Below are 26,133 nucleotides of genomic sequence, written 5' to 3'. Positions count from 1 at the left end.
TTATCCCATTCTGCTGGGGCAGGAGTTATTTTATACTAAATACTAAGAAGGGAGCTGCGAACAATGAGATTGAAAGAAAAAACAAGAGAAAATGTAGCTGGTTATTTATTCATACTTCCAAATCTTCTGGGATTCTGTGCGTTTATTTTACTCCCATTGGTATTTAGCTTGATATTGATATTCACAGATTGGAATTATTTAAAGGGATTGCAAGGACTTACCTATACCGGATTAGATAACGTAATTAAATTATTTCATGATGAGAAGGTGTTGAAGGCATTAACGAATAATGTTCTTTTCTCTGCAGTTACCGTTCCTGCAGCGATGTTCGGTGGTTTGCTGCTAGCAACCGTCCTGAACAAATATGTCTTCTTGAAAGAGACACTGCGTACATTAGTTTTTCTTCCCTACATGAGCAGTTTGATTGCGATCGCTGTGGTGTGGAGAGTGATGTACAACTCATCAGAAGGTCCTATCAACAGCATCTTAAGGTCGTTAGGTGTAAGTAATCCTCCTGGATGGTTGGCAAGTCCCAATTGGTCACTTATTAGCATTATTATCATGACCGTATGGTTCTACGTTGGGTATGCGATGGTGCTTTACTTGGCAGGACTTCAAGGTATCTCGAAGGATTACTATGAGGCATCAGAAATTGACGGCGCGAACGCACCGAAGCGCTTCTGGCATATTACATTGCCACTGCTTAAACCCACCAGCTTCATGATTGCTATAACACTTGTGATTGCTTCCTTTCAAGTATTTGCGTCCGTTCAAGTTATGAGCAATGGCGGACCGCTCGACTCTACTTTAGTGTTAGCACTTTATATTTATCGACAAGCCTTCGAGCTTAAACAGATGAGCTATGCATCAACGGTATCGTGGTTACTGTTTATTGTCATCTTTATGGTTACGATCGTTCAATGGAAAGGTCAGAAGAAGTGGCAGGATTATTACTAGGGAGGTGACAAGAGTGGGTGTGCAAGTATTAAATAAGCGAGTGTTTCTAAAAAGTATATTAACGATTGTATTTGCGGCCATTGCCATATGCATGATACTTCCATTTATTTGGATGCTATCAGGATCCTTTAAGAATAGTGCAGACCTATTTGAATATCCGATTCGTTGGATTCCGAAGGCGTGGAACCTCAATAATTATAAAAAAGTATGGTCAGGATCGGTTCCGTTCTCGGTCTTTTATATAAACTCGATCAAGATTACTTTTCTTCAGGTTTTGGGATCTATTGTAACAAGCGCGTTGGCAGGCTTCGCTTTTGCCAAATTGAAATTTAAATTTAAAGAAGGTATCTTCTTAATTTATCTAAGTACGATGATTATTCCACATCAGGTGCTGTTCGTTCCACGATTCATTCTGTTCGATCAAATGAATTTAGTGAATACACATGCGGCTATCATTTTGCCAGGGATGTTTACCGTATTGGGAACCTTTCTCATGCGTCAATTTTTCATGACATTGCCAAACGAACTGCTAGAGGCTAGTAAGGTAGATGGGGCAGGGTATTGGCGAATGTTCTGGCAACTCTCATTGCCCTTAACAAAACCGGCTTTAGTAACATTGTTAATTTTAACATTCACTTGGCATTGGAACGAGTACGAGAACCCGCTAATTCTACTTAGAAGCAAAGACTTATTTACCATTCCTATCGGTTTAACGAGTTTCTCAGATGAGCATGGAACGGATTACCCGCTTATCATGGCCGCTTCCGTATCAGCACTTGCTCCCTTGATTGCTATTGTAGCCATTTGTCAACGATGGTTTGTTGAGGGAATTGCGAATACGGGGTTAAAAGGCTAATCGTAATTACAGCGAGGAAAGGACTAATATGAACGTAAATATATTGAAGATCGTGCAATCCCATATAAATGTTCTAATCGAGAATGGCAAAGATACATATGGCGATGTACATACCCCTATGTTTATGGCTACACTAGATCCCATTACTAAGCAATACCCAGTGGATGACACGCGTTCGGATGATTTTATGCAAAGAGCTTATCGACTCATCCATGCACCGAAAGGCTGCTCGGCGTATTGGGATCATTCTACGTTGAACACGATGGTTCACCTTGCCAATCTGACAGGTGAGCCTCGTTATCTTGAAGAGGCTGATCAGTACCTTGATTATTTCATGAAGCACTGTGTGTCAGAGCAAGGTCTTTTCTTATGGGGAAATCACCATTTCTATGATGCTTTTCGAGATCGCAACGTATGGTTTTACTACGGACCTCCTTTGATGGATTTCGATTCATCTCAGCAACCTACCTTTCATGAAATGAGGCCGTATGTACCAGATTGGGAACATATGTACCGTTTGAATCCAACAGCTGTGGAAAAACATATTAGGATGTGTGAAAAACATCATGTGTACGATCCGTTAACTGGTGGTTTCGATCGTCATTCCTCACAGGAGAAGGATTATGCGTTTATTGAAGCGGGGGGCATTCTGGTACAGTCATTAGGTTTTTTATTCAGCAAAACGAAAGACACGGAGTTGTTGGAGAAAGCGCTTAAGATCGCTCTGTTTAGTTATAGTCATCGAAATCCAACCACGAATCTGATCGTAAATTGCCCGACCCAACAGCGTTGGGACAGCAAAGTAACAACTACTGAGGTCGGCATTTGGGCTAGAACGTTGCTCCGTACAGTCGAATACATCCAAGCTGCAACAAATGAAGGTGATGTGCGGGCCAATGCAATAGCATTGGAATTAAAAACGATGGCGTTAGCCGCTTTGCAGGCATATTTAATATATGCCTATGATTCAGAGCGGGAGAGTTACTATGGCAGAGTGTTTCTGGATGGAACACCTGATCTCGGGCAGCAAGAAACGGTATATATGCCGGATTTATACAGTAATGTGTGGGCTTTTTTGTTCCCAAGCCATGATTATCCTATGGCTATGGCCATGACAATATTGGAAAATTTAAATCAAGGCGAGTTGTTTGCAGATAGCGCTAAGAGATGGGCAGATGTGACAGTTCGGGACTGTATGTCCATTCCATCCGGGCAGGTTAGATATGCCGAGCACTATGGGCGGAATATTGTATTTCTAGCTGAATATGCTCGTATTAGTGGGAGACCCGAGTATCGAACCGCAGCAGAAACGCTCGCGGAGGAAGCGGTAAAAGCCCTCTATCAACACGATATGTTTGTTGGGCATACTGATGCCAAGTGGTACGATGCTGTCGATGGAGTCGGTTTTTTGCTGGCAAGTCTACTGTATTTACACAGTGGCAACAAGGATGTTATTCGTTCTTTATTCTAGTTCGGAAAGTAAACTATTTTTATTTTTGCTTAATATGCAAGTTTAGAAGGGATGAAGAGGCTAGTGGCTTCATCCCTTTATTTCATTAAAAAGTAGGGGAGATCATCAATCATGAGTGGAGAAAATAAGAGGGATCTCATACATGCAGATATATTAGTAGCTGGCGGCGGAATATCTGGCGTAGTAGCTGCCATTGCCGCTGCTCGGAATGGTGCAAAAGTTATTCTATGTCAGGATCGCTCCGTTCTAGGCGGTAATGCCTCATCGGAGATACGAATGCACATCGTTGGGGCGGCGCATTCCAAGCGGGGGACGGCCTTAGAGACGGAGGCCAGAGAAGGCGGCATTCTGGAAGAAATTCTGCTGGAATGTGCTGTTCGCAATCCACAACGAAGTGCTTCGATGCTAGATCTCCTTTTATATGAAAAATGCCGTGCAGAAACGAATCTGACCCTGATGCTGAATACAGCGATTATCGGCGTACAAATGGAAGGCAATCGAATTATTTCTGCTTTAGCTTCAAGAGAAAGTACAGAACATGGCTTCGAAATTTTCGCTGATATCTTCATAGACTGTACCGGAGACGGACGTCTCGGGAAAGAGGCAGGCGCGTTATTTACGACAGGCAGGGAGTCTTCCCTGCAATATGGGGAATCATTTGCAGGGAAGGAATCTGATAGCTATCGTCTTGGTTCTTCCCTTCTATTTACGGCACGAAATATGGGCAAACCGATGAAGTTTATAGCGCCTACATGGGCTAAACACTACTCAGAGGAAGACCTCAAATACCGCAACCATGCCTCTTGGGAGTACGGGTATTGGTGGGTGGAGTTTGGTGGGTTAATGGATACAATTTCCGATAACGAATTGATCCGCGACGAGCTTCTAGCGATCATGATGGGCGTCTGGGATCATATTAAAAATAGTGGACACCACCCAGAATCTGAGAACTGGGCACTGGATTGGTTCGGCTTCGTGCCCGGCAAGCGGGAATCGCGCCGATTTATCGGCAAGCATATGCTGACGCAAGGAGATTTGGAGAATGCCGTCCATTTCGAGGATGTCATCGCCTATGGCGGATGGCCGATGGACACACATCCACCGCAGGGGATAGAGGCCAAAGAGATCGATCCATGCCATCAACCGCATACGAATCATGTGTATGGCATTCCGCTTAGAGCCATGATTAGTGCCAATGTGGCGAATCTCATGTTTGTAGGGCGTAATATTTCCGCTACGCATATTGCCTTTTCAAGCACACGGGTCATGGCGACATGTGGTGTGATGGGGCAAGGGGCTGGCACATTTGCGGCAATGGCAATAAAGGAAGGTCTTCCGCTGGATTTGGCGTATCACAACCAAGAATTGATTCGTAAAACCCAAAATCAGCTTATTCAACAAGATGCATTCCTTCCTGGTATTTCGGCGAGTGACAATTTGGCAAGTCAAGCGGTTGTTCGAGCTTCATCCGAGCAATCAGAGGGGCAAGCTTCAAATATTATTGATGGATACACACGTGCGATGCATGGAACTAATGGCGTTAGGCTGGACTTGGTCCTTCCGGGTACACACAGGTGGATGTCGGAGCCTGAAGACCAGAACCCTTGGATTGAGCTGGAATGGGAAACCCCTGTATCCATGAATGAAATAACAATTGTGCTAGACACAGGCATGCACCGGAGACTGACATTGACACATGAGGACAGTTTACAGAAGAAGTTCGAGTGGGGACCCCAACCGGAAACATTGAAGGATTTCCGTGTAATTGCTTATTTTGCGAGTCCACTCGGCGGCAGTCGTCAAGTAATGAACATTCATGATAACTACCAAAGGCAGGTTACAAGCCATGTTCAATTGGAACAAGTTAGTAAGCTCCGTCTGGAGGTCTTAAGCACGAATGGGTTGGATCATGCCAGAATTTTTGAAATCAGATGTCAGTGAAGGCAACGACTAAGTAATCTCAAGCGAAGGAGCACTTATCGATGAAACAATTAAATGAGCATTATGACGTAGTCGTTTGCGGTGGCGGCCTAGCCGGATTCTGTGCAGGAGTCGCTGCAGCAAGACATGGCGCCAAAGCCTGCATTGTACAAGACAGGCCTGTTTTCGGAGGAAATAGTTCATCCGAAATTCGAGTAACTCCCCACGGGGCGGCAGCATTCCATGCCTATGCGAGGGAAACGGGCATTCTCTCTGAACTTCTGATTGAAGAACGGGCGCGCAATCATGAGGAAATTTTGGAAAATGGTTGGACGAACAGTGTATGGGACATGGTCATGTATGATATGGCAATGAGTACGCCTAATCTTACATTTTACTTAAACACTTCGATCCAGCATGTGGTTATGGATACAAACAAGAATATTCAGTCGGTCATCGGACGAATTGCGAATGGCGAAACGGAGCTAACGATCTTCGGAAGTATGTTTATCGATTGTACAGGTGACGGTATCGTGGCTGATTTGGCGGGTTGCGAATGGCGAATGGGAACTGAAAGCCGTGAGGAGTTTAACGAGCCCCATGCTCCACTCAAAGCTAGCCAAGACACGATGGGCAATTCCATCCATTTTAAGGCTAAGGATATGGGGCGTCATGTACCGTTTAAAGCCCCTGACTGGGCGGTCAAATATGAAGATGCGAGTTTCTTCTATAAGCAGGGCAGAACTCCGTATGATGTCCGGGGCGGGTATTGGTGGTTAGAAATCGGAATTCCATGGCATACCATTTACGATACGGAAAATATCCGACATGAATTGACCCGACATACCCTTGGCGTATGGGATTGGATTAAGAACAAAGATCCAGAGACGATGGAGCTTGCAGCCAATTATGCCATTGATTGGATCGGGCAAGTGCCAGGTAAGCGCGAAAGCCGCCGGATTATCGGGGATTATTTTATGACCGAGCATGATATTTTGACCAAAAAGGTTTTTGAAGATGAGATTGCGTTCGGAGGCTGGTTCATCGATTTACACACGCCTGGCGGATTGTTGGCTCCTACCAGCGAACCGAATTCAGCAGCAGGTTATCAGGGGGATTACGATATTAAAAGCTACTGTGGACCATACGGTGTACCGCTTGGCATCTGCATAGCGAAAGACGTGAACAATCTGATGATGGCTGGACGTAACGTGAGTGTCACTCATGCTGCGTTGGGAACCGTTCGTGTTATGGGCACGACGGCACTAATGGGGCAGGCTGTAGGAACAGCAGCTGGCCTTGCAGTCAGAAAGAACGTCCCGATCAGAACGATTTCCAATCAGCATATACGTGAACTGAAGCAAGCGCTGATTAAGGATGGATGTTTTCTTCCGAATAACAGGAATGAAGATGAGTATGATCTCGCACGTTCGGCACGGTTGTCTGCCAGCAGTGAAGCCGTCGTCCATGGCGTCGGACCGGAGAGTCGAGATGCAGAAACTCCTTTACTGAAACGTTGGTGGGATACAGCACCGAAGAAGCTGGAGTTACATGTAACGAAAAAGCCCGAGGTCCAGCTGTTGACGAAACTCGGACAATGGATCGCGATGGGGACTTCGGAGCTGCGCAAGGTCGCTGTATGCTTGACCAACACTTCGGATCAGGTTCAAATTGTTAGCAGCTCTCTTGTTCCGGTAAACGATATTTGGGATTACCGAGTTAATACGGGTACAGTTCTAGCGTCTACGGAATTATCGGTTGCTCCTGGCGAAGCGCAATGGATCGAATGGGAGGTACAGTTGACCGATCTGATTCCAAACTCCTATGTTCGTCTCGATCTATCTAGCAATGAGCATGTGATCTGGCATCGTGCCGGTGGAATTGAGCCCGGCCAAACTTCCGCATGGGATATGGGCAACGGACAAATGCGCGGTGTGAAATATGCACTTAGCTACCGGGTAGAGCCCGCGCAGCCTAGCTACGGTGCGGTGAATGCCATTAGTGGTGTGACACGGCCTCACCAGTCCACGAATTTGTGGAAGTCCGACCCACAGCAGCCGCTGTCCCAATGGCTTCAGTTGGAGTGGGAAGAGGCTGTGACCATTCGTGAAGTGCACCTCGCATTCCCAGGACAGTTGTTGACGGAATACCATTATTACCCGCCATTTTATAAAGATCCGCAGTGTCCAAAGGTTTACAGCATCCAAGCATGGATAGAAGATCGCTGGGAGGACCTTGTGAGTGTGAAGGACAATTATCAGCGGCAGATGAAGCATAGATTGTCCGAAGCCGTGCAAACCGCTAGATTGAGAATCGTTGTTCATGCAACGAACGGCGACCCATCTGCCGCTATCTACGAGGTTCGTTGTTATTAGAGAGTTGCTTTTGGATGTGGAAATGTTATGCAGGTGCATGGTTCTATCCGTGTGCGGCCCGCTTGCTAGATTATGATTTAATCACCACTTACTCCCATGTGGAGAAGGGCAACGAGCGCTGGCAAGCTTCGCCTTCACGCCCATCAAACAGCCGCAATAGCGACAGGTTGTGCCCCATTGATAGTCGCTGCAGGTTGAGCAAATACCGATACGGCGCTCGTATTCGTCTACTGTTGTTACCTTGAGGTTGCGAACGCGAAGCGTTTCGCCGAAAAGCTTGGCGATTTCTTCGGGAGACACGTGAACGGAGGCCGTACAGCCTTTACAATCGGATCCAACTTCTGATCTAGTTTCAGCTGAGTTATCCATCATGTTAAGCTCCTACGTCAGACAAAGTGTGACCACGGAGCGAGCAGGAAGGGTAACCAAGAGCACTTCATTTTCGATACAGTAGTCGGTAAAAGGTTGTGACTGTACAGCATTCGGTTCCTCGAAAGTGTTGTGTGCCTGCATGGTATCGGATGTGATTACGGAACCAGAGATCGTGCCACGCACAGCACCCTTCAGTTCACATTGCACGACTAATGCTTCTTCATGATGCAAATTACAAAGGGAAACATGCAATTGGTTGTCCGCATTGAGAGAAGCGGATGCGCTTAGTTGGCTGATTTGTTTGCCGTCCATCTCGTAGGTAGGGCTGTCTGCTTCCACAGCAATGTGGCTAGCATCTTGATGCACCTTGTACATATCAAAAACATGATAAGTAGGTGTAAGCAGCATGTCAGCCCCTTCCGTTAAGATTACGGCTTGTAAAACGTTAACGACCTGAGCAATATTGGCCATACGCACACGATCACTATGCTGATGGAATAGGTTTAAGTTAATGCCAGCAATGACGGCGTCGCGGATCGTATTTTGCTGATAAAGGAAACCAGGATTCGTGCCAGGCTCCACATTGTACCAAGTGCCCCATTCATCGACGATGAGGGCGACTCTTTTGTCAGGATCATAGGTATCCATAATGGCAGAATGACGAGTGATGAGTTCATCCATGAATAAAGTTTGTTCCAGAGTGTTAAACCAATCTTGCTCATTGAAATCGGTTGCTGATCCTTTATCTTTCCAGACCCCCGTAGGGAGGGTATAGTAGTGAAGGCTGATGCCATCCATGAATTTGGTCGCTTCGCGCATTAACACTTCGGTCCAATTGTAATCAGCACTGTTGGCGCCACAGGCGATTTTGAAAATTTTATTATCTCCGTAATTTCGTACATAACAAGCATATCTGCGATACAAATCCGCATAGTATTCAGGCCGCATATTCCCGCCACAGCCCCAATTCTCGTTCCCTACGCCAAAATATTTGAGCTTCCATGGCTGTTCGCGGCCATTCGCTTGACGCCAGTTCGCCATTGGTGACTCACCGTCGAAGGTCATATATTCGACCCACTCGGACATTTCGGCGACGGTGCCGCTTCCAACATTGCCGCTGATGTATGGCTCTGCGCCAATTAATTCGCATAAACGCAAAAACTCATGCGTCCCGAAATGGTTATTCTCCAGCACACCGCCCCAGTGTGTATTGATCATGCGTTTGCGCTTTTCAGCCGGACCGACACCATCTTTCCAGTGATACTCGTCCGCAAAGCAGCCGCCTGGCCAACGAAGGACAGGGATTTGCAGCTTTTTCAGCGCGTCGAGTACATCGTTTCGCATACCTTCTGTGTTAGGGATCGGAGAGTCGAGTCCAACCCAGATGCCTTCATAAATACATCTTCCCAGGTGCTCAGAGAAATGACCGTAAATGTTACGATTAATCGTGTGTTGAGGTGAATCCGAATGAATAGTTAGCTTAGCCATGAAAGAGGATCGACTCCTTAATGATTCATATTAGCTCTACAGCTGCACCGGCTGCATAAGACCGTCTTCGCCGAATGTGAGCGGGTCAATGCAGACTTCGCGGTGAAAGCCTTTGCCTTGTGTGAAACGGGTCAGCGGTGTGACAAAACGATGGTAGGCAATCCAGTATTGATCCGAGCCAGGCTCTTGGAGAATCGAATGATGGGCGGTGCCGAGCATATCTTTTTCTTTATTTTTGGCTAGAACCGGGTAACGATAAGTGACAGGACCGTACAGGTGCTCCGCAGTTCCATAATTCACGTGATAGTTTTCGCTGCCCGTATCATCACAGGACCACGTGAAGTGATACAAACCTCCGCGCTTTAGGACAGTCACGGCTTCTCGGAAGTCGTGCAGACCGGCCACACTTCTCATCGTGTCCTCCGCAACGCTGACCATATCATCACCGAGCCGAACGATGGTAGGATTTCCGTTTCCGAATAACAAGTAAGCGGTGCCGTCGTCCTCTATATAAATGGAAGGGTCTATGGTGAGCGACATGGGAATCCCCAGACTTTTCATTTGTTCCATCGAGATAAGAGACTCGGGCTGTGCGCGAAACGGCCCAACTGGCGTCTCGGCAACCGCAACACCAATGGAGTGGCTTCCACCTTCTGTTTTTCCGCAGAAGTAATAATAATAGTTGCCGTTCTTGAAGGCGATGGCAGGTGCCCAAGCGGAACCAACGCTCCATGGGACTTCCTCCGTAGCAAGATCCAAAATCACACCTTCATCCTGCCAAATCTTCAGGTCAGCTGAGGAAAATACACGAAATTGCGTGCCTGACCAACGATCGAAGCCATCTGTTGTAGGATACAGGTAATATCGGTCGCCGAACTTCACAAGATCCGGGTCCGCGAATTGTCCGGGCAGTACTTGATGACCGTCTCCGAATGCCGCTAGAAGACGGCTGCTCTCATCAAAAGTAATCGGGATGACGCCGCCATGACGTTTCTTGGATTTACCGAGATCGAACTCCTCGTCCTGCAGAACCCGGAATTCACCGCTATCCAAATCAGATGTCAGAAGGGGCAGATAACCTTTGCCCTCCGCAAAGCGATCCACAATGAGGCACCATTCTTCCCGGTCGTTAAATTTAAATATTTGAGGCCCCTCCACGCCAAGCATTGCTTCTAAAGCTGGCGCATGCAGGCCTGTAAAAGAATCTTTATCTAATGAGGTACCTTTCTCAACTCGAATATTCTTCGTCGTTTCATCCTTGGAATATCGGTAGTAGCAACCGTTATGGGCAATGATTGTAGTATCAATGATGTGGTTTTCACGTTCGATGTACTTTTCGCTCTCGGTGAAACTGCGGAAATCCTTGGTGCGCGCACTGAAGATTTTTTGTTTCCTTTCTCCCTCATGCTGTTCTTGTGTCGCTGAGGCCCAGAATACAAGAAAGTCGCCGGAAGCTTCGTCATAAATGGCCTCAGGTGCCCAGACGCAGCCAGCTCCAGGCACACCTAATGTAACAGACCAAGGGGATGACCATTGAACCAAGTCGGCAGATTCCCAAACAATAATGTCACGGCTTCCCGCATTTACCGCTGTATCCCAACCTTTACGGCTCGCAATACGAAGATCCGTGGCGATCAGATAAAATTTGTTCTCCTTGGGTGACCGTACGATAAAGGGATCTCGCACGCCTTTTTCCCCTAACTCGGAACATAGTACTGGCTGACCCGCGTTTAGATCCTTCCAGTGCAAACCGTTATCGCTATAGGAGAAATAAACTTGTTCACCGTTCGGCTGTTCTCCGATAAAATGAACCAAAAGATAGCCTGAATATAGATTGTTATGTACTGACAATTGAAAGCACTCCTTATTGAAGACTTATAGGTAAAGTATAGGTGACATCCATGAGTGGATCAATAAACTATCGTGGTAGTTAACTGACTTATCGTCTAAAAAAAGAAGGTAGACTCGAGAGTCTACCTTCTGAGAAACCTTTCATTTGCGTTTATATTGACTGGGGGTAACACCAACAAATTTCTTGAATTGTCGCATAAAATGGGTATCGTTCTCGTACCCGCACATTCTCGAAATTAGAGTGATGGATGTGTTGCTATTCGTAAGAAGGTATTTGGCATATTCCAACCTAGCGTTAATGAGATCCATGATGATGGAGCAACCGAACAATTCTTTATAAATATGTTGGAAATAAGATTTGCTTAAATTTACGCTGGCAGCGAGCTTGTCTACGGTATAAAGAGAATTAGGTGAGCTGTATAATTGGTTTCGCAGCTTGGTGAATGGAAGCAGGTACTGGCTCTTATTTTCATGGACGGCAGTCTGGTTTCGTAAATTGACGAGCTTCATAAAAAGTGATTGAAGATCGCAGTCTATGATCCTTTCTTTCAAAGGGGGATTCTGTCTAACCTGATTACTCATGTCCATAATACATTTGGAGATCAGCATCGTATCATCCGCATATACGGGCGTGTCTAATGGGAAATCGATCTCTGTCAGGAAAGACGCCAACTCGTTACCCGAACAATGGAACCAGTCATTAATAAATGGTTTTTCCAAATGTCTGTAGAGATGTGGAGTATGAGGTTTCAGTAAAATATAGGTGTTTTTCTGAACGGTATGTAATTTACCATCAATAACAAGCTCTGAGCTGCTCTTAAACAACACAAATGCATAATCCCCGGATCCGCTCGGCCTATCAATAAGGATTCCTTTATCATGAATAAAATTATAACCACATGCAACTAGTTGTATCATCATTTATCACCACAAGATCATTGATCAGCTTATTTTAGAATTATTTCTTAAAATGTAAGTGTGTTTAAGCATTTCATAAATAATTATAGCACAATAAATCAGTTTTTTGCGGTAATAGTTTATTGTACTAAAAAATAGGGAGGGCTATAGTAGTAATCAGAATAGGATTCATTTTGAAAGGATGATTACTAGTTATGTCAGAAGTCCAAGGTACATTACGAGTTCACACCCAGAGGAAGGGCTCGCTTATAGGAGACTTGTTCGGTATTTTCTTTGAGGATCTGAATCATGCTGCTGACGGAGGGCTTTACGCCGAGCTAGTTCAAAATAGATCGTTCGAATTTGACCCCATTGATCGGAAAGATTATCATGCACTGACAGCTTGGGAGAAGGTGGAGCGGGGTGGCGGTAGCGCTGAACTGAAGGTAGAAGATACCCATCCTCTTCATCCGAGAAACAAGCATTATGCTTGCATAGAGGTTTTGTCCGAGGGGGCAGGAGTTGGCCTCATGAACCTAGGTTTCAATAGCGGGATTTCGGTTAAGCAAGGGGAAAGCTACCTGTTTTCGATGTATGCGAGGAGAGATATCGCTTCCGATGTACCTGTTGCCATCTCGATTGAAGATGCAGACGGCGCGATTTATGCAGAAACGGACATTGCTGTGAATGCTACTGAATGGAGCAAATACGAGGTGAGGTTGACGATGCAGGCTACCGCTCACAACGGTCGGTTGGTCATTCTCACGAAAGGCAAGGGTAAGCTCTACCTTGATATGGTTTCTCTATTCCCGGAGAAGACTTTCAAGCATCGTTCCAACGGGCTTCGTGCGGATATCGCTACGTTGTTGGCGGATATGAAGCCCAAGTTCATGCGGTTTCCTGGCGGATGCTTGGTGCATGACGGCTCCTTGAATCCGGAGGATAGAAACTCCATGTACCGCTGGAAGAATACAATTGGCGATATCGTTCAAAGGCCAGCAAGAAGGAACAACTGGCAATACAATCAAACCTTGGGTTTGGGGTATTATGAATATTTTCAGTTTTGCGAAGATATTGGAGCAAAGCCGATTCCCGTGCTGCCAGGAGGGTATGACCCGCACCATCATCGGATTGTTCCGATTGAGGAACTAGGTCCGTGGATTGACGATGCACTTGATGTCATTGAGTTTGCGACTGGTGATGTTTCGTCAGTATGGGGTGCTATTCGAGCAGAGTTAGGCCATCCGGAACCCTTTGGTCTGGAGTACATCGCGATAGGCAACGAAGAGGTGGGGGAGCCCTTCTTTGAACGATATGCTTATTTCCACCGTGCAATTAAAGAAAAGTACCCCGAGATGAAGATTATTAATTCCAGTGGGCCGTTTGCCGCTGGCGGTGAATATGATCGTGGATGGGCATCAGCAAGAGAACATGGCTCCGACCTCGTAGACGAGCATTACTATCAGTCTCCTGAATGGTTCTTAGCCAACTACCATCGTTATGATCATTTTAAAGCGGATGATCCCAAGGTTTTTCTCGGGGAATATGCTTCGATTGGCAACACCTACTACAACGCGTTGGTGGAAGCGGCTTTTATGACAGGCCTGGAGAAGAATGCGCATGCGGTAGGTTTGGCCTGTTATGCTCCGATGCTTTGCAACGTTGACTATGTGAACTGGACGCCGAATATGATCTGGTTCAACAATCATGAAGTGTTCGCAACGCCCAATTATTATGTACAGAAGTTATTTATGCTCCATCAAGGGGATCAATTGCTTGAGACAGAGGCAATCGGTTTTCCATTACCTGAAGGGATAGCAGATGAATCAATTCAGGGAAATATCACCTTTAAAGCCAATCGCTCTTCCATTCTTTTTACAGACATTATGCTGCTTAACAACGAGACGGGTGAAAAGAAAGTACTCCATGATCTAGACAAAGAGATCACAGATCCAGCAATCCATGCGGAGTTACCTTCAGAGTTGGACTTGGGGCTCACGCCGTGGAGCAACTTTACCTTAACTTGCAAAGCAACTCGAACCAGCGGAGACAGAGGGTTTATCATTGATTTTGGTAAAATAGACGATCAGAACCACTTATCCTGGGAAATCGGAGGGTGGCAGAATCAAGATTCTTTAATCGGTGCAAAAGTGGCGGGCAGGAACTCCGTTTTAACCCAAAGCATGTTTGCGGTGGAGTCGAACAAGGAATATAGTCTAACTTTGGAAGTCGTGGGCAGGAAGATTCGAGCTTTTATCGATGGTGATCTGATGAATGAAACCGAGGATAAGTTGCCGTTAATCGAACCATTCTATTATTCGTCTACAGTTGAGTTAGCAACGGGAGATATTATTTTGAAGGTAGTGAATGTAAGAGAGCAGAGCATGAAGGTAGAAGTAGTATTAGATGATTTTCCTGCTCATTCAGTCGCTGGGGAGATATTTGAACTGGCCGGCTACTTACCTTCCGATGTGAATAGCTTTGAGGAGCCATTGAAGGTCTCGCCGAAGCAGACAACTTTTGATAACTGGGGCAGCGGATTTCAATATGAGTTTCCCAAGCAATCGATTACGGTATTCCGATTTAGGAGGGGACGTTGAAATGAGAATAGACAAAAGCAACCAACCAGAACAAAGTAGTTATCCTAGTCCGTTTATTCTAAATCGTGCAGATCCGTATATATGGAAGCACACGGATGGCTACTATTATTTTACAGGGTCTGTTCCTGAATATGACAGGATCGTATTGAGAAGAGCCAAGAGGCTCATTGATCTCCCTACTGCAGAGGAGACTGTCATCTGGCATAAGCATGAGACTGGCGAAATGGGCGATCATATCTGGGCACCGGAGCTTCATTTCATTGATGGAGCCTGGTATATGTACTTCGCGGCTGGAGCGGCGGAAGATAAATGGGCCATTCGGCAGTATGTGCTAGAATGCAAAGAGGCGAACCCCTTAACGGGTGTTTGGCTGGAAAAAGGGAAAATTGCCATGAATTTTGAAAGCTTTACACTGGACGCGACAACCTTTGAGCACCAGGGCAAAAGATATTTGGTTTGGGCGCAGTATGAAGAGAAGAATTCAAACTTATATATAGCGGAAATGAGCAATCCATGGACAATTTCTGGGCAGCAAGTCATGCTGTCATCCCCTACCTATGAGTGGGAAAGGCAATTATACAATGTGAATGAAGGGCCTTCTGTGCTTAAAAGGAATGGCAGAATCTTTCTGTATTATTCCGCCAGCGCAACGGATGAGCGATATTGTATGGGCTTGCTTACGGCTAAGGACACAAGCAATTTGCTAGATCCACATTCTTGGGAAAAGTGTGCAGAGCCTGTTTTTGTCAGTAATGAAGCAGCAAGCGAGTATGGGCCGGGACACAATAGCTTTACGGTTTCGGAAGATGGATTGGATGACATTCTCTTCTATCATTCACGACCGTACAAAGGGCTGCAAGGCAGTGCACTTTCAGATCCGAATCGGCATACGCGCGTTCAGAAGATATTCTGGCATGAGGATGGGACGCCTGATTTGAGGGTGCCGGGTTATGCGCAGACGGCAAATTAAATATGATTTGAATGTGACCGGAGACATGTGACATGTCTTCGGTTCTTTTATTGTTTGGATAAAAATCGTTGATGTTATACCCTTTTTCGTTGTTTTCCTGTATATTCTAGACGCGCACGTATACGCTAAACTGAACATGTAACGTTCTGCGAAAGGATAGGCTTACTATGGCACGAGTATTCTTCAGAAGCAAATATATGCCCTTTACGTATAAAATGATGATTCCATATCTATTGCTCGTGCTGATCACAGACATCGCGATCGGTTACGCCTCTTATACGATGCTAGTCAAGTCCCGTACGGAAGTCACACAGACAGGGATTCGTGCGGCACTGGAGCAGACGCGCAATAACGCTGATTATCGTATGGCGGAAATACAGCGAATTTCTGACCAGTTGTTTGGCAGCTTGCCGTTTCAACGCTCTCTAACTAAGCATGGCGATCGACTTAGCATGTACTTAACTGTCATTGATGAAGTTGTTCCCATGCTCCAAGCGCCGCTTGAACTGTTCGGAAGCCCAATCTGGCTGACTCTCTACCCAGTTAATCCGGATTTCGGTGAATCAAGCGGCTCTTCTGACACAAGCCCGATTTCGAAAAGTGATTATTTTATCCTACCTTTTTTCTCTCTGCAGAGTAGTCTATGGTTTCAAAAGCTGCAGGCGGAAGGAGCAGATAATCTCTGGTTGCAGGTTGATACGGATCAGGAGCTTGACAACGTATCCCTGTTCCGCAAGCTGGTTTTATTTACGGACAATAAAACGGTCATTGGCTATATCAAAATTACGGTGAATCTCGACAGCTTGCTTGGAAATATCGCCAAATATCCAGATCAGGGGCTTGGCATACGTTTTTATGACAATCGGACAGACCGTGCTCTGTTCGAGCGACTACCAGGTAACCTTGGCGCTAAGTATTTGAATCTGCGTGAAGATATTGCTGGAACTCCGTTCGCAATTGAAGTTCGCGTGCCGCAGGATTACTTGAACAAAGACGCGAAACGGTTGCAGGTAACGATCGGACTGATCTGTACGGCAAGTTTTGTCGTGATGGGTCTAATTGGATTTATTGTAGCAACGCTGTCCGGGCGAAGAATGAAACAAATTGTTTCATTCATTAGATCTTTACAGGATGGAAAACTAGAACGACGGCTAGCGGTGAGCGGGAATGACGAGTTCGTACTAATCGCTCGTTCATTTAATAGCATGGCAAGCAGTATTCAACAATTAATTCAAGATGTGTACCGTGAAGGGGTTCAAAAAAAGCAGGCGGAATTGGAGGCACTGCAAGCTCAAATTAATCCTCACTTTCTATACAATACCTTATCGACAATCAGCAGTTTAAGTAATTTGGGCAAGACACGCGAGGTGACGGAAATGGTAAAGCTGCTCTCTCGCTTCTATCGATTGACGCTAAACGAAGGGCAGGTTCTCATTCCGCTTAAGAATGAATTGGATCAAGTTGGGGCTTATCTCGATATCCAAAAGGTCAAGTATGCCGATGCGTTTCAAGTATTTATCGAAATGGACCCGGAAGTCAAAGAAGTGCAGATCATCAAATTACTGCTGCAGCCATTTGTTGAAAATGTGTTCAAGCATGCCTGGTTTGGGGAAACTATCGCCATTCGTATAACGGCGAAGCGGGTAGGGGAGCAGCTAGAGCTAAAGGTCATCGATAACGGCATCGGCATGCGCCCAGATACCGTCGACAAGGCGCTTCGCGGCGGACCTCAATCGAACGCTTACGGACTGAAGAATGTTAATGAGAGAATTAAACTCCGCTACGGCGCTGAATACGGTGTGAAGATTGCTAGTATTTTCGGAGGTGGGACGACCGTGCAAATTCTGTTGCCGTTTCGTATGGACACGTTTCCAGATCTGGACGAGACGAAATATTCCCGCAATCTCACAGGAAAGGGAGGCGATATTCGTGAACATTAACATCTTGCTTGTAGATGACGAAGCGATTGACCTGGAGTGGCTGCGGGTAAGAGTAGAGGCAACGCAATGTCAAGGACTGCGAGTTGCGGGTACTGCGAAGAGCGGTTTTGCCGCACTTGCTTTTATGGAGCAGGAAAGAATTGACATCATTCTATCCGATATCCGCATGCCGATTATGTCGGGGTTTGAATTCGCGCGTAAAGCGAAAGCAATCAACCCAGAGGTCCGGATTGCTTTTATAAGCGGACATGAAGATTTCAGCTATGCGAAGGAAGCCATACAACTAGAAGCATATGACTATTTGTTGAAACCTGTTGATGACGACGAATTGGCCAAGATGATAGCAGGCCTTTGCGCCAAGGTCGAGGAGGATCGTCGCAACCGCTCCTCTCTATCTGATGCACTGCCGTATGTACAGCGGGAAGTGCTGCTTCGCTGGTTCCATGAAGTGTCTCCAGAGACATCCGAAGAGCGGGTGGCCGAGTTTGTAGCGCCTTTCCTTGAGGAAGGTACCTCTGTGGCTTTGATTGAGGCTGATGATTTTGAGAGGCATTCGAAAGAAATGACGGTTGATGAGCGGCGATCTTTATGGACAAGCATAGAGCAGCACCTGATTGCTATTGTTCAGAAAAAAGAACTAGGTAGCTTCATGAACGGCTTCGCGAATCGTTTTGTTTTATTAGCGACAAGTGGCGTCGGAGCAAGCAATGAGCTAGAAGAGCTGATTCATGCTTTCGGTGAGGCTTTTCCGTTCACAATCACCATTGGTCTTGGCGCTCGAGCTTACAGCCAGGAAGAACTTCATAATTCGTATCGTCAAGCAGAGATGGCGCTAAGCATTAAGTGGGTGCTGGGCAAAAACAGAGTGATCCGCGATGTGACGTCCCAACAACCCGTTAAGACGGGAACCGCTGATATTGAACGTATCTTTGAGGAAGTACTACAGGCAATCCTCGACTACGATCTGGTGAAGATTGATGATGGGTTAACGGCCATTTTCCGCCCTGACTATGCGCCGCATCGTAAAAGTGAAGCCTATGATCTGATTATACGATTGACGTCGAAATTACATGGCGATTTGCAAAAAATAAACGAGAATTTGTACGAGCTCCTTAATTGGGAATCCCATCAGCCGGATGCTTTATTCGAATTCGAAACGATGAATGATATTGTATCTTGGCTGCGCAGAAGGTTTTTTGAGTTATCTGAACTGCTGTTTATGAAGAGGCGGAAGCAGGACCGTAAATTAATTTCAGATATTATGAGCTATGTGGAAGAGCTGCTGGAGAATAAAGTGACACTGAAGGATGTTGCCGCGAGATTCGACTTTACGCCTAACTATCTAGGACATTTGTTTAAAGCGGAGACCGGGATAGGATTCAGCGAGTATATGAATAACGTTCGCATGAAGCGTGCTTGTGAGCTGCTTGACGATCCTCGGATGAAAGTGTACGAAATCGCATACAGAATTGGTTATAAAAATGTCATTTATTTTAATCGCTCTTTTAAGCAGGCGACTGGGATGACACCAGGGGAATACCGTAAAAAGAACAAAATATAACACAGTAGAGGAATGATTCTCTACTTTTTTTTGTTTATTTGGAGTGGCTTAAAATAGGAATGAAAAATATAAATATATTCGTAGATTTAGTATTAATTTTAGTTGTTCCGCTGAATTATATCGAATTATCTAGCCCTCTATAATAAGAAACAGAGAGAGGAGAAGAGATATGATAAAGAGACAACAAAGACTCTGGCATGAACTAGTAAAGAATAGAACTTTGCTGCTTATGATAATGCCAACTGTGCTTCTATGCTTACTATTTTCATATATCCCGATGGCTGGGATCGTAATTGCTTTTAAGAAGTACAACTACACTGGCGGTATTTTTGGAAGTCCGTGGGCAGGGCTTGATAATTTTAAATTTTTCTTCCAATCCGGCAACGCTTGGCTGGTGACGCGGAATACGGCTTTGTATAACCTAGGCTTTATTATTATCGGCAACGTATTGCAAATCTCAGCGGCGATTCTGCTGTTTGAAGTGGGCGGCAAATGGTTCCGCAAAATCATCCAATCGGCGATGTTCCTGCCGTATTTCATCTCTTGGGTGGTCGTCGGCTCTATTGCTTACAGTTTCTTTAGCTACGACATCGGCACCATCAACAACTTATTGACATCGCTTGGCATGGAGAAGGTCGACATTTACAATACGCCAGGGTATTGGCCTTACATCTTGTTATTCTTCAACATCTGGAAGTCTCTTGGCTATGGCACAGTGATGTACCTTGCTGCCATTACGAGCATCGACACTGAAATGTACGAAGCGGCCGAAATTGACGGAGCGAACGTGTTCCAGCGCATTTTTAATGTGACCATTCCGAATTTAATCCCGACGCTCACGATTCTCGTGCTGCTATCTGTTGGCCACATCTTCCGCGGCGACTTCGGTATGTTCTACAATTTGGTTGGCAACAACGGCATGTTGTTCTCGTCGACAGACGTTATTGATACTTTTGTCTTCCGATTACTGATGACAACGAACGAGATCGGCATGTCAGCCGCAGCAGGCGTCTATCAATCGGTACTAGGCTTCGTGACGATTCTGTTGGTCAACTATGCGGTTCGCAAATACGATAAGGATCGCGCTTTATTTTAAATGGGAGGGGACAATTCATATGCACGCGACAGCCGTTAAACGCGGCCTACAGAAGGATAGGTTCTTTCTCTCCATCATCGGATACATCACGCTTATTAGCATGGCTCTGATCAGCATCATACCATTCTGGATCGTTCTAGCCTCGTCGTTCAACGATGAGAACGCAATCCGTTTAGACGGATATAGTATGTTTCCTAAAGTATTTTCGACCGAAGCTTATCGCTTAATATTCGAATTTCCCGATGCGATTCTCAGGGCTTACGGCGTAACCATCACGGTCACAGTCGTCAGCACAGTGCTCGGCTTGTTCCTGACGGCAATGACCGCTTACGTGCTATGCCGCAAAGATTTCAAGTGGCGCAACCATTTCGCCTTTTACTTCTTTTTTACCACGTTGTTTAGTGGAGGTCTTGTGCCGTGGTATTTATTAATCGTCAACTATTTGGACCTGAAGGATAATTTGATCGTACTTATTCTTCCAACGCTGGTGAATGTATTTAATATTCTTGTTATGAGGGCGTTCATGAGTGGTATTCCTGATGCGATCTCAGAATCAGCCAAAATCGATGGCGCCGGTGATTTTCGAATCTTCCTTAATCTAATTCTTCCGCTTTCCAAGCCAGCGCTGGCGACGATCGGTCTGTTCATCGCGCTCAGTCATTGGAACGATTGGTATATGGCCTTGTTGTTTGTTTCCGACGAAAAGCTGATGCCGCTGCAATATTACTTGTATAAGTTGCTCGGCAACCTAGAGGGTATGCGTGATGCTATGGCAGGATCTGGGTCGGGTGTGACGGTCACGATTCCCGGGGAAAGTTTGAAAATGGCCATGACCGTCGTCGCCACGGGTCCGATCATCCTTGCCTATCCGTTCATCCAAAAGTATTTCGTGAAAGGATTAACAATTGGCGCTGTGAAGGGGTAATCTCAGGGAAACCTGGTTATCAATATAAATACTAGAACTGGAATCGAAAGGGGCTAGCAATAAGAATGAAAACAAAAAAATCAATGGTGATCGTGCTAACCAGTCTTTTGGCAGCATCCATGATGCTTAGCGCATGCGGCAATAGTGAAAAAACCAACAATGCAGCCAACAATGCCCAAAGCACAGCTTCGACAAATCCGAAAGATGGGGCTATTGATACGTCCAAAGTCGTTACCTTGAAGATGATCATGCTCGGACCGAAACCAGCCGATTACGATCAGGTATTCGGAGAAATCAACAAAGTCTTGAAACAAAAAGTAAACGCTACCCTTGAAACGGAGTTCTTAGATTGGTCCGACTGGAAGCAGAAATATCCGCTCAAATTTGCAGCTAATGAAGACTTCGACCTTGTCTTTACGGCCAACTGGGCTAACTACGCCGACCAAGCCAATAAAGGCGGCTTCCTTGAACTGACGGACACGCTTCTTTCCAAGTATGCTCCACAAACCTGGAAAGCCATGGATAAAGTAAAGTGGGATCAAGCGCGAGTTAAAAACAAGCTTTACATGATCCCGTACAATATCCCGAACGAATATAAGGAGAAGCTCGTTATTTACCGCGAAGACTTACGCGAGAAGTATAACTTGCCGCCTATTACGGACGCGGCTTCATTCGCGAAATTTACGGATGCAATTGTGAAAAACGAAAAAGGCGTTACGCCGTTTGGCCCTACGCTTATGAATATGAATGCATTGGACACGCCGTTATTGGTGCAGAAGAACAATTGGAAGCAGATTGATGGAACACCATTCGCATTCAAAATTGGAGATGCATCGGGCAAAGTGTTTAACATCTACGACACGCCGGAATTCAAAGATCTGCTCCCTTACTACAAAAATCTCGCGGACAACGGGGCATGGATGAGAGATGTGCTGACCTACAAAGGAAGCCAATCAGAAGACTTTAAATCAGGTAAAATTGCGTCCTATTCCCATACGTTATCTTCAGGTGCTTCATCTGTATCTGCAATCAAAAGTGTACACCCTGATTGGAAAATCGGCATTGCGGATATCGCTCCAGACAGCAATAAAACAACGGCAATTTCGACCCAAAACGGTATGGCCATCCATGCTTCGTCCAAATCTCCGGAGCGCTCGCTAATGGTGCTCGACTTGTTGCAAAATGACAAGCAGCTTCACGATTTGATGATGTACGGTATCGAAGGCACACACTATACGGCTGTCGGTAACGACCAATTCACGAAAAAGGACAAATTTGCAAGCTTCAACACCTTCACGAACTGGAGTTTCCAATCTCCGCTGAATCGCCAAGAGACGACTTATCCGCAAGCGGCGAAAGACATCGAGAATAAATGGAAAAACCAAGTTACGCATTTCAAACTAGAAACCTTCGTATTTGATAACACGAAAGTTGTGAATGAAGTCTCGAATGTTAGCAATGTGATGACTCGCTACGGGCTGCCGCTCGAATACGGTCTCGTGAAAGAAACGGACAAAGGATTGGCTGACTTACAGGCACAACTTAAGGCAGCAGGCGTGGAGAAAGTCCAAGCTGAACTTCAAAATCAAATTAACACGTTCCTAGCTGAAAATAAATAAGACAAATCGTAACCCGAAAGTAGGAACCTTAATTGGAGGTGGCTATCTTTCGGGTTGCTTTTTGCTGCGATACTTCCTGCTATTTAAATGACGAAAGAGGTTATTGATGATGAAACAAAAGTTAAAGTATACCCCGCCGGCAAACGGCTATCCGGAATGGAATAATAACCCTGAAATCTTTGAACTGAATCGAATGAAAGCACACGCAACCCTGATGCCTTTCGATTCTGTGGAAGAAGCGCTGCAGAATAATCGTTCAGCTTCCCGCAGTTATCTATCACTTAACGGCACATGGAATTTTGCTTTCGCCGAGTCGCCGTCCAAGCGCATTAGAAATTTCTATGAGGACAGTTTTGAACATTCCGGATGGCATGACATTCAGGTGCCTGGACATTGGCAGCTTCAGGGTTACGATTACCCTCAATATTCGAATGTTCGCTACCCGTGGGAGGCGTCAGAGCCCGAGCTGATTCCCCCGTTCGCGCCTACCTTGTACAATCCTGTTGGCTCATATATCCGTACGTTTACGGTGCCTGAACATTGGAAGGGTCACCCCGTTTTTATTAGCTTCCAAGGCGTGGAGTCCGCTTTCTACGTGTGGGTCAATGGTGAGCTCGTGGGCTACAGTGAGGATACGTTTACACCAGCTGAATTCGACTTAACGCCATATTTGAGAGCAGGGGAGAATACGCTTGCGGTCGAGGTATATCGCTGGTGCGATGCGAGCTGGCTGGAGGATCAGGATTTCTGGCGGCTGAGCGGTATTTTCCGCGATGTCTACTTGTACACGGTGCCTAAAGCGCATGTGTACGATTTCTTCGTAACAACGGAGCTTGATGAAGCATACAAAGATGCTGAGATTAAAGTGAAAGCGACGCTGATGAACTATTGGGAAGACAATTTGGGCTTAGTTACGCTTGAGGCACAATTATATGATGCAGGACAGAACGCTGTATTTGCGCAGCCGATGAAGTTAACTACAACGATTGGCGGTCATAATGGGGAAGCTCAAGTAGTGGTTTCGGCCTTTGTTGCCAATCCGCTGAAATGGAGCGCGGAGCAGCCGAACCTGTATATGCTCGTTATCAGCTTGAAAGATAAGAATGGGGAATTGCTTGAAACAATCAGCACGCAGATAGGCTTCCGTAAATTCGAGATTAAAGATGGACTCATGCTGATTAATGGGCAGCGAATCGTATTCAAAGGCGTCAACCGACATGAGTTTGGCGCCAATGCTGGCCGCGTGATGAATCTGGAAGATATGATGACAGACATTAAACTCATGAAAGCGTACAATATGAACGCGGTGCGTACTTCGCACTATCCGAACAATCCGCTCTGGTATGAGCTATGTAACGAATATGGCTTATACGTGATTGACGAAACCAATCTGGAGACACACGGCACTTGGAGTGGCGGTCAGACGGAGCTGCTTCCAATGACGGTACCTGGCAGTAATCCTTCATGGACGGCAAACGTCATTGACCGTGCCAACTCTATGATGCAGCGGGATAAGAATCATCCTTCCATCCTGATGTGGTCGCTTGGCAATGAGGCGTTCGGCGGAGATAATTTCATAAAAATGGCTGATTTTTTGCGCGAGGCAGATCCGACACGTCTTGTTCACTATGAAGGTGTTGTGAATTGGAAGCAATCGGCCGATGCAACTGATGTTGAAAGCTACATGTATACGAGACCGGATGGCTTGATTCAATATGCGAAAAAGGCAGGGCCGAAAAAGCCGTATATGCTATGTGAGTACAGCCATGCAATGGGGAATTCCCTTGGCGGCTTGCATCTATATACCGAGTTGTTTGATCGCTATCCGGTGCTGCAGGGTGGATTTATTTGGGATTGGGTAGACCAAGGTCTCTTGAAAACGGAAGCGGATGGAAAGAGATATATGGCTTATGGCGGGGACTTCGGCGAACCGGTGCACGCGGGTAATTTTTGTGGTAACGGTCTTTTACTTGCCGATCGTTCAATTACGCCGAAGTTGATTGAAGCCAAGAAATGTTATGAAAATATAGCCATTACGGAAGTGGATGGGGGACAGGGTATCTATAGCTTAATAAATAAAAACCTGTTTACCAATTTGGATGCCTATTTGCTGCAGTGGACGATTGCTGTAGATGGCACTATATGTGCTGAAGGCAATCTGACTGTAAGTGTCCCGCCTCTTGAAAGCAAGGAGGTTAAGCTTATGCTGCCGAAGCTTGAACAAAGCGGAGAGGCAGTGCTAACTATCAGCTTTGTGACGAAGAAAGCTGAGAAGTGGGCGGAAGCAGGTCATGAAGTGGCGTTTGAGCAATTCGTGCTTCCTGCTGTGAAGCCAGATCTAGCTGTTGTTGAGCCTGTGATGGGCTACAGTCCAGTTCATGTTACCGTGCAATCGGGCGCGTTGACTGTAAACGGCGAGGGCTTCACTGCTAGATTTGACACGGGGAACGGCAGCCTGTTTTCCTATCAAGTTGACGGTATTGAACTTCTCAAGGGTGAGCTTGTGCCGAACTTCTGGCGCGCCTATACAGATAACGACCGTGGCAATAAACAACATGAGCGTTGCGCAACATGGCGAAGTGCAGGCGTAGAACGTATTCTCCAATCGTTGCGTTGGGAGCCACTGACCGATCGTGTTATCGTACATGCCGCTTATGTGCTGCCTACAACTTCGGAATCGGCTTACTGGGTGACATATACCGTTCTAGGCAACGGAGCGATCCAAGTACAGCAGAAGCTTACCCCAGGAAAAAACCTGCATGAAATTCCTGAAATTGGTGTCATGTTTAGTATGGACGGCTCATTTACAGACCTGGAGTGGTACGGTAAAGGGCCGCATGAATCGTACTGGGATCGCCAGTTAAGCGCAAAACTCGGACTGCACCAAGTTAAAGTTGCGGATCAGTTCGTGCCTTACCTAAGACCGCAGGAGTGTGGCAACAAGATGGATGTCCGCCGTGCTGTGATCTCGAATCAAAGCGATGTTGCGCTGCACATTACAGGCGAACCTAGCTTTGAACTAAACGCGCTGCCATATACGCCATTTGAGCTTGAGGCAAATGATCATGTTTACAAATTGCCGGCAAGAGACAAAACCGTTGTACGTATCAATTATCGTCAAATGGGTGTTGGCGGCGATGATAGTTGGGGGTCGAAGCCGCATCCACAATATCTGCTGCAGGCTGATAAGTGCTATTTATTCAGCTTTACGCTGCAGGGGAAGGTGAAATAATAA

The 26,133-nt window shown here is 46.0% G+C and carries 17 protein-coding genes; 13 read left to right on the top strand and 4 right to left on the bottom strand.

Annotated elements, in window-relative coordinates:
* Positions 1 to 63: 63 nt before the first annotated feature.
* From AC58UX_RS08230 to AC58UX_RS08210, 5 genes are all read left to right on the top strand, one after another.
* Complete coding sequence (locus AC58UX_RS08230; RefSeq protein WP_497251307.1) at positions 64 to 957, top strand: carbohydrate ABC transporter permease; 894 nt, start codon at positions 64 to 66, stop codon at positions 955 to 957.
* 13 nt (positions 958 to 970) lie between these two features.
* Positions 971 to 1,813, top strand: a complete 843-nt coding sequence (locus AC58UX_RS08225; protein ID WP_497251305.1) for a carbohydrate ABC transporter permease — start codon at positions 971 to 973, stop codon at positions 1,811 to 1,813.
* Positions 1,814 to 1,841: 28 nt separating this feature from the next.
* Positions 1,842 to 3,284 (top strand): hypothetical protein, encoded by a 1,443-nt coding sequence (locus AC58UX_RS08220; RefSeq protein WP_497251303.1) that lies wholly within the window; start codon positions 1,842 to 1,844, stop codon positions 3,282 to 3,284.
* Positions 3,285 to 3,395: 111 nt separating this feature from the next.
* Positions 3,396 to 5,225 (top strand): FAD-dependent oxidoreductase, encoded by a 1,830-nt coding sequence (locus tag AC58UX_RS08215; protein ID WP_497251301.1) that lies wholly within the window; start codon positions 3,396 to 3,398, stop codon positions 5,223 to 5,225.
* 41 nt (positions 5,226 to 5,266) lie between these two features.
* Positions 5,267 to 7,579, top strand: coding sequence for an FAD-dependent oxidoreductase (locus tag AC58UX_RS08210; RefSeq protein ID WP_497251299.1), 2,313 nt, complete (start codon positions 5,267 to 5,269; stop codon positions 7,577 to 7,579).
* Positions 7,580 to 7,660: 81 nt separating this feature from the next.
* On the opposite strand, the gene AC58UX_RS08205 is transcribed toward AC58UX_RS08210, so the two are convergent.
* From AC58UX_RS08205 to AC58UX_RS08190, 4 genes are all read right to left on the bottom strand, one after another.
* On the bottom strand, positions 7,661 to 7,948 hold the full coding sequence (locus AC58UX_RS08205; RefSeq protein WP_497251297.1) for a DUF6171 family protein: 288 nt from the start codon (positions 7,946 to 7,948) through the stop codon (positions 7,661 to 7,663).
* A gap of 12 nt (positions 7,949 to 7,960) precedes the next feature.
* Positions 7,961 to 9,439 (bottom strand): alpha-N-arabinofuranosidase, encoded by a 1,479-nt coding sequence (locus AC58UX_RS08200; RefSeq protein ID WP_497251295.1) that lies wholly within the window; start codon positions 9,437 to 9,439, stop codon positions 7,961 to 7,963.
* A gap of 36 nt (positions 9,440 to 9,475) precedes the next feature.
* On the bottom strand, positions 9,476 to 11,290 hold the full coding sequence (locus tag AC58UX_RS08195; protein WP_497251293.1) for a glycoside hydrolase family 43 protein: 1,815 nt from the start codon (positions 11,288 to 11,290) through the stop codon (positions 9,476 to 9,478).
* Positions 11,291 to 11,431: 141 nt separating this feature from the next.
* Positions 11,432 to 12,208 (bottom strand): helix-turn-helix domain-containing protein, encoded by a 777-nt coding sequence (locus AC58UX_RS08190; protein ID WP_497251291.1) that lies wholly within the window; start codon positions 12,206 to 12,208, stop codon positions 11,432 to 11,434.
* A gap of 194 nt (positions 12,209 to 12,402) precedes the next feature.
* Here AC58UX_RS08190 and AC58UX_RS08185 point away from each other — a divergent pair, with 194 nt between their 5' ends.
* From AC58UX_RS08185 to lacZ, 8 genes are all read left to right on the top strand, one after another.
* Positions 12,403 to 14,787, top strand: a complete 2,385-nt coding sequence (locus AC58UX_RS08185) for an alpha-L-arabinofuranosidase family protein (RefSeq protein ID WP_497251289.1) — start codon at positions 12,403 to 12,405, stop codon at positions 14,785 to 14,787.
* A 1-nt stretch (position 14,788) separates the two neighbouring features.
* Entirely contained in the window at positions 14,789 to 15,757 is a 969-nt protein-coding gene (locus AC58UX_RS08180) for a glycoside hydrolase family 43 protein (protein WP_497251287.1), read from the top strand.
* Between the two features lie 167 nt (positions 15,758 to 15,924).
* On the top strand, positions 15,925 to 17,697 hold the full coding sequence (locus AC58UX_RS08175) for a sensor histidine kinase (RefSeq protein ID WP_497251285.1): 1,773 nt from the start codon (positions 15,925 to 15,927) through the stop codon (positions 17,695 to 17,697).
* The gene (locus AC58UX_RS08170) at positions 17,687 to 19,258 is read left to right on the top strand and encodes a response regulator (protein ID WP_497251283.1); all 1,572 of its coding nucleotides are present in this window, start codon (positions 17,687 to 17,689) and stop codon (positions 19,256 to 19,258) included. Before AC58UX_RS08175 ends, AC58UX_RS08170 begins: the two co-directional genes overlap by 11 nt.
* A 169-nt stretch (positions 19,259 to 19,427) precedes the next feature.
* On the top strand, positions 19,428 to 20,354 hold the full coding sequence (locus tag AC58UX_RS08165; RefSeq protein ID WP_497251281.1) for an ABC transporter permease: 927 nt from the start codon (positions 19,428 to 19,430) through the stop codon (positions 20,352 to 20,354).
* A gap of 19 nt (positions 20,355 to 20,373) precedes the next feature.
* Positions 20,374 to 21,279, top strand: a complete 906-nt coding sequence (locus AC58UX_RS08160; RefSeq protein ID WP_497251279.1) for a carbohydrate ABC transporter permease — start codon at positions 20,374 to 20,376, stop codon at positions 21,277 to 21,279.
* A 65-nt stretch (positions 21,280 to 21,344) separates the two neighbouring features.
* Positions 21,345 to 22,898, top strand: a complete 1,554-nt coding sequence (locus AC58UX_RS08155) for an ABC transporter substrate-binding protein (protein ID WP_497251277.1) — start codon at positions 21,345 to 21,347, stop codon at positions 22,896 to 22,898.
* A gap of 109 nt (positions 22,899 to 23,007) precedes the next feature.
* Positions 23,008 to 26,130, top strand: coding sequence for a beta-galactosidase, LacZ type (gene lacZ / locus AC58UX_RS08150; protein WP_497251275.1), 3,123 nt, complete (start codon positions 23,008 to 23,010; stop codon positions 26,128 to 26,130).
* The last annotated feature ends 3 nt before the right edge of the window (positions 26,131 to 26,133 follow it).

Source organism: Paenibacillus sp. J22P90 (assembly GCF_059692195.1).
This window is presented reverse-complemented; position numbering and strand designations above follow the sequence as displayed.